Raw genomic sequence first — 11,479 nt, forward strand, 5'->3', positions numbered from 1 at the left:
GGCAACGAATGGGCAAGTTAACGTAATAATTGCTCCACAGCGGCATTTACTGTGCTAAAATTGAAGCGGCTTACTACGGCCTCCATGGATTCTTTTATCTGATCCGTGCATAGATTGCCAATACTGCCTTCATGGGTATGCTGCAGCTCGGTTTGGTATTGATAGTTGCCGCTTTCAATGGCAAGGCCTACCTGCTTATACGCATCCCGGAAAGGCACACCTTCCAATACCAGCCTGTTCACCTCCTCCACACTGAACAAATATTTATATTTTTCATCATGTAAAAGATTGGGGCGGATTTCGATCTGCGAAAGCATGAGTCCCGCCATCTTGAAACAGTCTTTCAGCGTACTGAATGCCGGAAACAGGTGTTCTTTCAGCAATTGAAGATCCCGGTGATACCCCGATGGCAGGTTGGTAGTCATCAACATGATCTCATTCGGCAGTGCCTTGATTCGGTTACCATGTGAACGGATCAGCTCAAACACATCGGGATTTTTTTTATGCGGCATGATGCTGCTGCCCGTTGTCAGCTCCGGCGGGAAACTGATGAACCCGAAATTCTGGTTCAGGTACAGGCATGCATCCATGGATAATTTCGCCAGGGTATCGGCCAGGTTGGCCAATGCCATAGCTACAATACGTTCCGCCTTACCTCTTCCCATTTGCGCATATACAACATTGTGATTCAATTGCGCAAATCCGAGCAGTTCGGTTGTCCGTTGACGCTTGATTGGAAATGATGATCCGTATCCCGCGGCGGATCCTAATGGATTTTTATTTACTACTTCATAGGCCGCCTGCAGAGTAATCAAATCATCCACCAGGCTTTCTGCATAAGCCCCGAACCATAGCCCGAAAGAAGAAGGCATGGCCAGTTGGAGATGGGTATATCCAGGCAATAAATGATCCTTGTATTTATCGCTCTGGGCCTGAAGTAATTCGAAAAACGGTTGTACTACTTCCACCAGCGCCTGAATTTCGTCGCGCAGAAACAATTTCAGGTCTACCAGCACCTGGTCGTTTCGGCTACGGGCACTGTGAATTTTTTTACCGGTATCCCCCAATGCCTGGGTGAGCAAGAACTCCACCTGGGAGTGAATATCTTCAATGCCTTCACCGATAAACAACTCACCTTTCTCAGCTACCGCATAGATTTTTTTCAACTCCGCCAGCAATTGCTCTTTTTCATTGGTTGTAAGCAAACCGATTTCTTCCAGCATGATGGCATGCGCCATATTTCCCAGCACATCCTGGCGAGCCATTTGCTGATCAAACTCACGATCACGGCCAACCGTAAATTGTTCTACTTCCTTCAGCGATGCTGTATTTTTTTGCCAGAGTTTCATGTTACAGTTTTAACTATTTGATGCTTCAAAAAAAGGAAACGCGGTTTCAATCAGTTCAATATAGGTTTTGATGCCATCACGAATTTCATCCAGGTAAATGAATTCATCCGCAGTGTGACTTCTTCCGCTAAACCCCGGCCCGCACTTCAATGCCGGAAAAGGCAACAAGGCTTTATCCGAACAGGTAGGAGAACCATAGGATTTTTTACCCAGTTTTTTACCGGTCATCACAAGCGGATGTGCATCACCGATAGCCGTAGCCCGCATTCGCATACTGCGCGGTTTAATTTCGGCGTCCACAGCATCCTTTACAATCTCCACAATTTCTTCGTGTGAATAAGCGTCCGTCACCCGGATATCCACCGTAAACTGGCAGGTTCCGGGCACTACATTATGTGCTTTATTTTCAGTTTGTATAACGGTCACGTTCATGTGAACCGGCCCTAATGTTGGCGATACCCTGGGAAACTGATAGTTTCTGAACCAGTTGATTGCGTCTACAGCTTTATACAAAGCATTGATTCCTTCCTGCCTGGCTGCATGTCCTGTTTTTCCGGTTACTGTGCAATCCAGCACCAGCAACCCTTTCTCCGATACCGCCAGTTCCATTTCGGTGGGTTCTCCTACAATGGCCGACCAGTTGTGGAACGGCGTGGTACCAGCTGTTTGTACCACTGATAAAAATATTGCATCTTTCAATAAGGCCTCAACTCCATTTAAACCTGACACTTCTTCCTCTGCTGTTGCCGCTACAACCAAATTGACCGGCAAATCAGTTCGTTCATAAAAATGAAGAAAACAGGCAATCAGCGATACCAATGCCCCACCTGCATCATTGCTACCCAAACCAAAGATTTTTCCGTCTTCGATAGTTGGTTCAAACGGGTCTCTTGTATATTGCGGATTCGGCTTCACCGTATCATGATGTGAGTTCAGTAGTACGGTAGGTTTTCCTGGCTGGAAATAGCGGTTTACTGCCCATACATTATTCAATTGCTGATGCACGTCCACTCCCCGGTTTTCCAGGAATGCACGAATCAGCTTCGCAGTACCCTGCTCCTCCCGGCTCAGGGACGGCGTCCTGATCAGCTGCCTCAACAGCTCCACTGCCTCCTCAAATAATTGCTCCATACGTTTTCTTTTCCTCACCCGTCCGGTGCCACCGGACGGGTAAATTAAGCAGAAATCAATGTTCCGGTTGTTTCATCTCCCGTATTCTGTAACAAATCAACAGCATGCCCAATCAACACCTGCTGCACCCCCTTTTCAATTGCATCAAAGGCATTGTCCAGTTTTGGTAAAATACCTGCAAACAATTTCTGCTCCGCTTTCAGTTGCGCATACAAAACCGGGTTGATAAACCGGATCACCGAAGTTTCATCCTCCACCTGCTCCAATATCCCCTTCTTCTCAAAGCAATAGATCAACCGCACTGGATAGCGGGCCGACAATGCAATCGCAATCGTTGCCGCCATGGTATCTGCGTTAGTATTCAGCATATGGCCAGCCCCATCATGCGTCAGTGGCGCCAGCACTGGCACCATTCCATTATCCAGCAACAATTTCCAGCGATCAACAGATAAGGTATCTGCTTTCACATCGCCCACCCAGCCATAATCGATTGTTTTAACCGGACGTTTCTGGGCCGGCAGCAGGTTTCCATCTGCTCCTGTTATTCCTATAGCATTACAACTCAGGGATTGCAATTGCGCCACCAGCTGTTTGTTTACCAGTCCTCCATACACCATGGTTACCAGGTCAATGGTAGCATCGTCTGTAATACGCCGGCCATCTACATACTTTGATTCAATCCCTAATTGATCTCCCAGGCGGGTAGCAATTTTGCCACCTCCATGCACCAGGATCTTTGGTCCTTTAATCGATGCAAAATCGCGCAGAAACAGTTGCAATGCTGCTGGATCATCCAGCACATTCCCACCTATCTTGATAACAAAAACCATATCTCTTATTTAGCACGAAGGATTGATGCCAATACTGCCTGTGCCGCCCATACCCGGTTGCCCGCCTGCGTGGTTACCAGGCTATTCGGTCCATCCAATATCTCATCACTTAATTCCACATTCCGACGCACCGGCAGGCAATGCATCACCCTGGCTTCATTGGTCAGCGCAAGTTTTTCGTTGGTGAGCATCCATTCCGGATCGTTGGTATAAATCTTACCATAATCAGTAAACGTACTCCAGTTTTTCACATATACGAAATCAGCATCTTTCAATGCATCCTCCTGGTTGTACTCAATACGTGCCCCCTTAGTGAAGGCCTCTGATAATTCATAATCTTCCGGATGGGTGATAACAAAATCCGCTTCGCCCCAGGCATTTACCCATTGAGCGAAACTATTGGCTACACATTGTGGTAGCGGTTTCACATGCGGTGCCCAGGTCAATACCACTTTAGGCTTGCGCCCTGAAAATGTTGCCGCTTTCGATGGCTGCCGCATGTATTCCTGCATGGTGATAATATCGGTCAGGCTCTGCAAGGGATGAAGGGTGGCGCTTTCCAGGCTCACGATCGGAATGCCCGCATACTTAATAAACTGCCGGATATACAATTCGGAATAATCATCCTCCTTGTTCTTCAACGAAGGAAACGTGCGAATACAAAGAATATCAAAATACTTTCCCATGATCGGAGCTGCGTCTTTCACATGCTCCACAGTAGTTCCACTCATGATGGCTTCCTCTTCAAATTCAAGCGCCCATCCTTCACTGCCCACATTGAATACCACCGCTTCCATTCCAAGTTGCTGTGCCGCTACCTGGGTACTCAAACGGGTACGCATACTCGGATTCAGGAACAACATCCCGATCCGTTTCCGCTTTCCAAGATTTTCATCCTTATAGGGATCCGCTTTATACGCTAAAGCTGCATCCACGAGTTGCTGAAGATCCGGCACATCCTGAACAGAAGTAAAATGCATCATGAATTGTCAAAATTTATAGAGTTAACCCACGGGTACTGAAATCTCTTTGCGAACTGCCTCCAGGAACTCATCTGCTTCCTCTCTGGTTAATGCGAGGGAAGGCAGCAGGCGGATCACATTCGGTTTGGCTTCGCCGGTGAAAATAAAATGATCAGTTAATAGTTTCTTACGGAGATCTGTATGCGAATCAGGCATATCAAAGCCGATCATCAATCCGCGTCCCCGTACATTTTTCAATTCCGGAATTTCACGAAGTGATTGCATAAGATAATCACCGATGGTTGCCGCATTCGCGATCAGCCCTTCCTTTTCGATTACTTCCAACACTGCTATTGCTGCAGCACAGGCCAGTTGATTACCCCCAAAGGTTGTTCCCAGCATACCGTGTTTGGGATGCAAGTGGGGCGCAATGGAAATCGCTCCAATTGGAAACCCATTGCCCATTCCTTTGGCCATGGAATAAATATCTGCGTTTACTCCCGCGAAATCGTGAGAATAAAACTTACCTGATCTGCCATAACCGCACTGTACGGAATCCGCGATATACACAGCTCCATAGGCATCACAACATTCACGGATGGTTTGTAAAAAATCGTTCGTTGCCACATTAATTCCACCAACCCCTTGAATACCTTCTACAATTACAGCTGCGATGTCGTTACCCTGCGCGGTAAAAACTGCCTTGAGTGCATCCACATCATTGAATGGAAGAAAAATCACAGCATCGGTTTGATTCACCGGTGCAACTATAGCCGGATTATCCGTTGCTGCAACGGCCAATGAAGTACGGCCATGAAAGGCTTTTTTAAATGCGATAATCTTTCTGCGACCGGTATGGAAAGAAGCCAGTTTCAATGCATTCTCGTTGGCTTCTGCTCCTGAATTACAAAGGAATAACTGGTAATTCTCTTTTCCCGAAATACGCCCCAACAATTCAGCCAGCGTCTTTTGCTGCGGGATTACCACCGAATTGGAATAGAAGGCAATCATTTCCAATTGCTCTTCAATTCGCTCTACCCAATGCGGATGGGTATGACCTATAGAAATGACTGCATGACCTCCATACATATCGAGATAGGACTTCCCCTGTTCATCCCACACCCGTGCACCCTTAGCTCTTGTTATGGTGATGTTGTTTAATGGATATACGTCAAATAATTTCATGTTCGTTGTTTTTTAGTTTTCCTCCATTTCTCCTTTCCTCCCTTCCTCAAAACCCCACTCCCTTCAGCCTCAGCCCCATGCACTCATCCAAACCAAAGAGCAGGTTCATATTTTGTATTGCCTGTCCGCTTGCACCTTTCAGGAGATTATCGATCGCACTATGGATGACAAGTTTACTACCTACTTTTTCTAGTTGTACGATTGCTTTATTGGTATTGACAATTTGTTTCAGATAGATTGGCCCGGTACTTACCACTGTAAAAGGATGATCCGAATAGAAAACTTCAAATAATGCCTGCAACTCTTCATAAGGCAACTCCATATGAATGGTAGAACTGATGAAGATGCCCCGGGTAAAATCACCTCTCCATGGAACAAAACTCAGGTCGATATCACTATCCGGTTGTAACTGCAATAAGGATTCACCGATCTCTCCCAGGTGCTGATGCGTCAGGGTTTTATAGGCCTGGATATTATTTGCTCTCCAACTGAAGTGAGAAGTGGCACTCAATCCCTGACCGGCTCCGGTAGAACCAGTGATGCCAGTGGTATAGATTTCGTCCAGCAAGCCTGCCTTGGCCAGTGGCAATAACCCCAATTGAATAGCTGTTGCAAAACAACCCGGGTTGGCGATGGCATTTGCCTTACGGATGGCTTCCCGGTTCAATTCCGGTAATCCATAAACGAAGTTCCAGTTGCCCAATTTTGATTGCTCCTTCAACCGGAAATCATTCGACAGATCAATGATTTTTGTTCCTGCTGCCGGCGGATGTGCTTCCAGGAATTTCCGCGCTTCACCATGCCCCGTGCACAAAAACAGGCAATCCACTTTTGTTTCCAGCGAATCCGTGAAAAGTAGTTCTGTATCTCCAATCAAATCAGCATGTACAGAATAGAGCGGTTTTCCTGCGCTGCTCTTGCTGTGTACAAAACTCAGCTCCACACCCGGGTGATTGATCAGCAACCGGATCAATTCACCACCCGTATACCCCGCCCCTCCAATTATACCTGCTGTTATTTTTGCCATGGTTCTGTTTGTTGAATTGTGTATCTCCTCCCTTCCTCCCTCTTCCCTTCTCACTTTTCACGTCTGACGTTTCACTCTCCATTCACTGCCTTCCAGATTGCCGTCTGGTTACCGAAAATCTTACTAAAGCCTCTTACATCCTGCCCTGTCCATCCGCTGTTCATCTCACCATATCTTCCAAACTTGCTCGACATCAGATCGTACTTTGATTCAATTCCGATAATCTGGAACCGGTACGGATGCAACTGCACAAATACATCACCTGTTACCGTCTCCTGGGAATGCTGCAAAAAGGCCTCAATATCCCGCATTACCGGATCCAGAATTTGTCCCTCATGCATCCAATTCCCGTAAAACTGTGCCAGCTGGTCTTTCCAACTCAGTTGCCACTTGGTCAGCACGTGCTTCTCCAGTGCATGATGACTTTTCAAAATTATCATCGGAGCGGCAGCTTCAAAACCAACACGCCCCTTGATACCGATTATAGTATCACCTACATGGATATCTCTTCCTATTCCAAACGGACCTGCAATCGCCTGCAATGCCTGGATGGCTTCCACCGGATGATCATAACTGCGGCCATTGATTCCCGTTAGGTGACCTTTTTCAAAATGCAGCACTACTTCTTCCGGCTGGGTTTTACTTACCTGTGTGGGCCAGGCTTCTTCCGGCAACATGCCTTTGCTGTGCAGGGTTTCCTTTCCTCCCACACTGGTACCCCATAAACCCTTATTGATCGAGTATTGTGCCTTTTCAAAATTCATTTCTACATCACGTGCTTTGAGGTAGTCGATTTCAGCCTCGCGACTCAGTTGCAGATCCCGGATCGGTGTCAGGATGGGCAGATCAGGAATCATGATATGAAACACCATATCAAACCGTACCTGGTCGTTTCCCGCTCCGGTGCTTCCATGCGCCACTGCATCCGCTCCCATCTTTTTTGCATGTTCTGCAATATGAATGGCCTGGATCAGCCGCTCTGCGGATACACTCAGCGGATAGGTATTATTCTTCAAGACATTTCCAAAAACAAGGTATTGAATGATCCGATCGTAATAATTTTTGACTGCGTTTACACTGGTGTGTGATTTCACTCCCAAACGTTTGGCATGTGCTTCAATCTTAGACAGTTCTTCTTCTGTAAATCCGCCTGTATTTACGATAATGGAATGCACTTCATATCCCAGATCTTCAAACAGGTACTTTGCGCAATAAGTAGTGTCCAGTCCGCCGCTAAATCCAAGTACAACTTTTTTTGATGTCATCTTCGTAGAATAGTTTAGAAATGAAAGAATGAAAAGAACCTTTTTTTAGCAGTTCCGCCTCCGCCACCACCTTCCGGTTTGGTTTCGGTTCCGGTGATCTTGCGGAATGCTTTCAGAAAACGGGATTTCTTCAATCGCAACAACCGCTCATATCCTTTGGAATGTTGTTTGAAATCCGCGGCTGTTTCCTCCGGTTTGTAATGGTCTTTGGGGTCGTAGAGCATCGCAGTACAGAAACAGTTCTTGCGATCCTTGCTCATCAATATATCGTAGTTCACGCAGCTCTTGCAACCGGCCCAGAATGCCTCATCCTGCGTTAATTCTGAGTAAGTTACTGGTTCATACCCTAAATCGGAATTAATTTTCATTACAGCGAGGCCGGTAGTAAGTCCAAATATCTTGGCAGTGGGATATAATTTTCTGGACAGCTCAAAGATTTTTTCCTTGATACGTTTGGCTACGCCACTTTTGCGAAATTCAGGAGATACGATCAATCCGGAATTCGCCACATATTCACCATGACTCCAGGTTTCGATATAACAAAAACCTACCCAGGTGCCGCTTTCCGTAACTGCGATCACCGACTTTCCTTCTTTCATCTTTTGTTCGATGTATTCAGGAGATCGTTTAGCGATACCCGTTCCTCTTGCCTTGGCAGAGGACTCCATTTCATCAGTGATGGTAACGGCGTAATGTATATCGTCGGGATTGGCTACCCTTACGATAATGGCGGAATTTTCCACTTGCAATAAATTAAAGGATCAGTAAACGTGCTGCGTACACCTCTGGTGCAAATAATAATACATTGGGGCTTTTTTCACTGATAGGGGCCGGTGCAAAGGGCTCGTCCTATCAGCATCCACGTCGCGGTCGGGGAAGAAAACAAAAGGCATGTAAAAGTACATCAACCTGGCTGTCCAGCTGAAGGGGAGCGCTATATGGTTGGAAACTATTCATTTTTCGTTTGGTTGCCTATGTTTAAAATGCGAGCCAAAATTATACGTTTTTGATTGAATTTCCCCAAAATATTCTTTAAATTATTGTTAGGCTATCAAATAAAAAGCAGGATTTTGGAATGGTTTCCAAATATCCTGCTGCACTATTGAAAATTATCGAACGCTAGTTAGTTTTCAAGCCAGGGTTGTAAAGCCTCTGCCAATTTGCGATCATTACTCAACCTGGGTACTTTATTTTGGCCACCTAACTTTCCAATACTCTTCATGTAATCAATGAATCCATTCTTTTTTACCGGAGTAATTTTGAGTGGCAATAAAATATTGCCTGTTATCAGGTCATCGTAATAAATGTTTTTGGTTCGCAGGTTTTCGTTCACCTGCTGTGCGAAGGCAGTCATATCTGCCGGAAAATTATCAAATTCGATGAACCATTCGTGATAGGACTTGCCTTTATCCTGCGAAATCATCGGAGCTACGGTAAATTCTGTGATATGTACACCATTTTCAGTGGCAGCTTTCATCAGGCTGTATTCTACTTCCTCTCCGATTACGTGTTCACCAAATGCGGAGATAAAATGTTTGATGCGTCCAGATACGATCAACCGGTATGGCTCTGTTGAAACAAATTTTACAGTATCCCCAATATTATAACTCCACAATCCAGCATTGCTGTTGATGATAAGTGCATAGTTTTCTCCCACTTTCACTTCTTTCAAACTCAGTCGCGTCGGGTTCTCATTAAACACTTCATTTACAGGAACAAATTCAAACCAGATCCCACTGTCGCTGTTCAACAAAAGTCCTTCTGCATGTTGACTATCCTGGAAGGCAAAGAAACCTTCCGATGCCGGAAAGGTTTCAATGGCGGCAACCTTTCTTCCGATACTATCAAACAATTTTGATTTATAGGGCTCGAAATTCACCCCACCATGAACCAGCACTGAAAATTCCGGGAACAACTCTCCCACTTTTTTACCGCTTTTTTCCATCAGGCGGTCAAAATACATCTGCATCCAGGGTGGTATCCCACTAATCAGGGTCATGTTTTTACGGATGGTTTCCTCCACGATTTTATCCAGCTTGCTTTCCCATTCCTCAATACAATTGGTTTCATAAGAGGGTAACTGGTTCTTACGAAGATAACTGGGTATATGGTGATTGACGATGCCGCTGAGGCGACCTGTTGGAATATCTGCGATCCGTTCCAACACCGGTGATCCGGAAAGAAAAATCATATTCCCGTCGGCAAACCTGGAATTTCCCGACTCTGCCATATAACAGAGTAGTGCATTTCGGGCTGAATTGATATGATTAGGGATTGAATCCTTAGTAATTGGAATGTATTTTACCCCGCTGGTGGTACCTGAGGTTTTAGCAAAATAGATGGGCTTGCCTTTCCATAATATATTATGCTTGCCTTCTTTGATTAATTCAATATAAGGTTTGAGCTGTTCGTAGTCGCGAATAGGTACCGCCTGGCGGAATTCCTCCATCGTTTTAACTTCCCCCAGATGGTGATCTTTGCCAAACTGGGTTCCGGCTCCTGTTTTCAGCAGTTCCCGGAAGATCGCTTCCTGGTCTGGAACGGCCTGGTGCATGGACCGCTTAACCTGCTTAAAAACATAGGAAGCGAAGGGTTTGGCAAGAAAAGACTTGAATTTCATAGCGCTATGATGGATGAACGCCGACAAATTTAGGCTCTACACCCCAGTAAACTCCTTAAATTTGCGCTAATTATTTTGGAAAATCTATTTGGAGGTAAGGAAATTCCCCTTACCTTTGCACTCCTAATTTTGGTAAGTTATGTTAGCAGTTGTTAAAATAGCCGGTCAGCAATTCAAGGTTTCTAAAGACCAGACATTGTACGTTCCCCAGATTGCGGGCAACGCAGGCGACAAAGTAGAATTTGCAGATGTTCTGATGTTTGATAATAATGGCAGCCTGTCTGTAGGTGATGCTGTTAAAGCTGTGGTTAAAGCAGAAATCATCGATCACCTGCAGGGAGATAAAGTGATTGCCTTCAAAATGAAAAGAAGGAAAGGTTTCCGCAAGAAACTTGGTCACAGAACTCACTATACCAAAATCAGAATCAACGATATCGCATAATCTGGTAACGTAACAACTGTTATCATTTAAAACTCATACGTCATGGCACACAAAAAAGGTGAAGGTAGTGTTAAGAACGGTCGCGACTCTCAAAGCAAACGCCTGGGTGTAAAGATCTACGGTGGTCAGCCTGCTATTGCTGGTAACATCATCGTTCGTCAGCGTGGTACTCAGTATCATCCTGGAAAGAATGTAAGTGTAGGAAGAGATTACACACTGTTTGCAACAGCTGATGGAGTGGTTGAATTCCGTAAAACCAGAGAGAACAAAACCATCGTTTCTGTATCTCCGGTAGAGGTGAGCGCTTAATCAATTCTGCTTAAACAGCAAAAAAAATTTTGCAGTTTCGGATTAGTTTATATTTTTACTTCCGAAAACCCATTTTACTAATCATTAAATTCTAAAAAAATGGCAACTGCAAAAAAAGCTGCTCCTAAAAAAGCTGCTGCAAAGAAAGCCGCTCCGAAAAAAGCCGCTAAGAAAGCTGCTCCTAAAAAAGCTGCAAAAAAAGTAGCAAAGAAAGCCGCTCCTAAAAAAGCTGCTAAGAAAGTAGCTAAGAAAGCTGCTCCTAAAAAAGCTGCTAAGAAAGTAGCTAAGAAAGCCGCTCCTAAAAAAGCTGCTAAGAAAGCTGCTCCTAAAAAGGCTGCTAAGAAAGCTGCGAAATAAGT

Annotated in this window: 12 protein-coding genes; 3 read left to right on the forward strand and 9 right to left on the reverse strand. The window is 45.2% G+C overall.

The window, feature by feature from the left end:
• Nucleotides 1–17 precede the first annotated feature (17 nt).
• From argH to MD536_RS07790, 9 genes are all read right to left on the reverse strand, one after another.
• Nucleotides 18–1,349, reverse strand: coding sequence for an argininosuccinate lyase (gene argH / locus MD536_RS07750; RefSeq protein WP_239597425.1), 1,332 nt, complete (start codon nucleotides 1,347–1,349; stop codon nucleotides 18–20).
• 9 nt (nucleotides 1,350–1,358) lie between these two features.
• Nucleotides 1,359–2,480, reverse strand: coding sequence for a M20 family metallo-hydrolase (locus MD536_RS07755; RefSeq protein WP_239597427.1), 1,122 nt, complete (start codon nucleotides 2,478–2,480; stop codon nucleotides 1,359–1,361).
• A gap of 44 nt (nucleotides 2,481–2,524) precedes the next feature.
• The gene (gene argB / locus MD536_RS07760; RefSeq protein ID WP_239597430.1) at nucleotides 2,525–3,310 is read right to left on the reverse strand and encodes an acetylglutamate kinase; all 786 of its coding nucleotides are present in this window, start codon (nucleotides 3,308–3,310) and stop codon (nucleotides 2,525–2,527) included.
• Between the two features lie 5 nt (nucleotides 3,311–3,315).
• Nucleotides 3,316–4,293 (reverse strand): Rossmann-fold NAD(P)-binding domain-containing protein, encoded by a 978-nt coding sequence (locus MD536_RS07765; RefSeq protein WP_239597433.1) that lies wholly within the window; start codon nucleotides 4,291–4,293, stop codon nucleotides 3,316–3,318.
• A gap of 21 nt (nucleotides 4,294–4,314) precedes the next feature.
• On the reverse strand, nucleotides 4,315–5,457 hold the full coding sequence (locus MD536_RS07770; protein WP_239597434.1) for an aspartate aminotransferase family protein: 1,143 nt from the start codon (nucleotides 5,455–5,457) through the stop codon (nucleotides 4,315–4,317).
• Nucleotides 5,458–5,503: 46 nt separating this feature from the next.
• Complete coding sequence (gene argC / locus MD536_RS07775) at nucleotides 5,504–6,484, reverse strand: N-acetyl-gamma-glutamyl-phosphate reductase (protein WP_239597438.1); 981 nt, start codon at nucleotides 6,482–6,484, stop codon at nucleotides 5,504–5,506.
• 71 nt (nucleotides 6,485–6,555) lie between these two features.
• A complete protein-coding gene (argG, locus tag MD536_RS07780) occupies nucleotides 6,556–7,749 on the reverse strand; it encodes an argininosuccinate synthase (RefSeq protein ID WP_239597440.1) in 1,194 nt (397 codons plus the stop codon).
• A gap of 14 nt (nucleotides 7,750–7,763) precedes the next feature.
• Nucleotides 7,764–8,492, reverse strand: a complete 729-nt coding sequence (locus MD536_RS07785) for a GNAT family N-acetyltransferase (RefSeq protein ID WP_239597442.1) — start codon at nucleotides 8,490–8,492, stop codon at nucleotides 7,764–7,766.
• 380 nt (nucleotides 8,493–8,872) lie between these two features.
• Entirely contained in the window at nucleotides 8,873–10,369 is a 1,497-nt protein-coding gene (locus MD536_RS07790; protein WP_239597445.1) for a GH3 auxin-responsive promoter family protein, read from the reverse strand.
• Between the two features lie 139 nt (nucleotides 10,370–10,508).
• On the opposite strand from MD536_RS07790, the gene rplU reads away from it, so the two are divergent.
• The 3 genes from rplU (at nucleotide 10,509) to MD536_RS07805 (ending at nucleotide 11,477) form a co-directional block, all read left to right on the forward strand.
• Nucleotides 10,509–10,811, forward strand: coding sequence for a 50S ribosomal protein L21 (gene rplU / locus MD536_RS07795; protein ID WP_234864262.1), 303 nt, complete (start codon nucleotides 10,509–10,511; stop codon nucleotides 10,809–10,811).
• A gap of 42 nt (nucleotides 10,812–10,853) precedes the next feature.
• On the forward strand, nucleotides 10,854–11,120 hold the full coding sequence (gene rpmA / locus MD536_RS07800) for a 50S ribosomal protein L27 (protein WP_234864263.1): 267 nt from the start codon (nucleotides 10,854–10,856) through the stop codon (nucleotides 11,118–11,120).
• 99 nt (nucleotides 11,121–11,219) lie between these two features.
• On the forward strand, nucleotides 11,220–11,477 hold the full coding sequence (locus MD536_RS07805) for a hypothetical protein (protein WP_239597447.1): 258 nt from the start codon (nucleotides 11,220–11,222) through the stop codon (nucleotides 11,475–11,477).
• Nucleotides 11,478–11,479 lie beyond the last annotated feature (2 nt).

The organism is Flavihumibacter cheonanensis (genome assembly GCF_022352215.1).
Classification (GTDB): domain Bacteria; phylum Bacteroidota; class Bacteroidia; order Chitinophagales; family Chitinophagaceae; genus Flavihumibacter; species Flavihumibacter cheonanensis.

What these genes read in the sequence shown, in the direction of transcription:
- argC (WP_239597438.1), bottom strand. Translation starts at nt 6,484, where the DNA reads ATGGCAAAAATAACAGCAGGTATAATTGGAGGGGCGGGGTATACGGGT.
- MD536_RS07805 (WP_239597447.1), top strand. Translation starts at nt 11,220, where the DNA reads ATGGCAACTGCAAAAAAAGCTGCTCCTAAAAAAGCTGCTGCAAAGAAA.
- MD536_RS07755 (WP_239597427.1), bottom strand. Translation starts at nt 2,480, where the DNA reads ATGGAGCAATTATTTGAGGAGGCAGTGGAGCTGTTGAGGCAGCTGATC.
- rplU (WP_234864262.1), top strand. Translation starts at nt 10,509, where the DNA reads ATGTTAGCAGTTGTTAAAATAGCCGGTCAGCAATTCAAGGTTTCTAAA.
- MD536_RS07770 (WP_239597434.1), bottom strand. Translation starts at nt 5,457, where the DNA reads ATGAAATTATTTGACGTATATCCATTAAACAACATCACCATAACAAGA.
- argH (WP_239597425.1), bottom strand. Translation starts at nt 1,349, where the DNA reads ATGAAACTCTGGCAAAAAAATACAGCATCGCTGAAGGAAGTAGAACAA.
- MD536_RS07790 (WP_239597445.1), bottom strand. Translation starts at nt 10,369, where the DNA reads ATGAAATTCAAGTCTTTTCTTGCCAAACCCTTCGCTTCCTATGTTTTT.
- argG (WP_239597440.1), bottom strand. Translation starts at nt 7,749, where the DNA reads ATGACATCAAAAAAAGTTGTACTTGGATTTAGCGGCGGACTGGACACT.
- MD536_RS07765 (WP_239597433.1), bottom strand. Translation starts at nt 4,293, where the DNA reads ATGATGCATTTTACTTCTGTTCAGGATGTGCCGGATCTTCAGCAACTC.
- argB (WP_239597430.1), bottom strand. Translation starts at nt 3,310, where the DNA reads ATGGTTTTTGTTATCAAGATAGGTGGGAATGTGCTGGATGATCCAGCA.
- rpmA (WP_234864263.1), top strand. Translation starts at nt 10,854, where the DNA reads ATGGCACACAAAAAAGGTGAAGGTAGTGTTAAGAACGGTCGCGACTCT.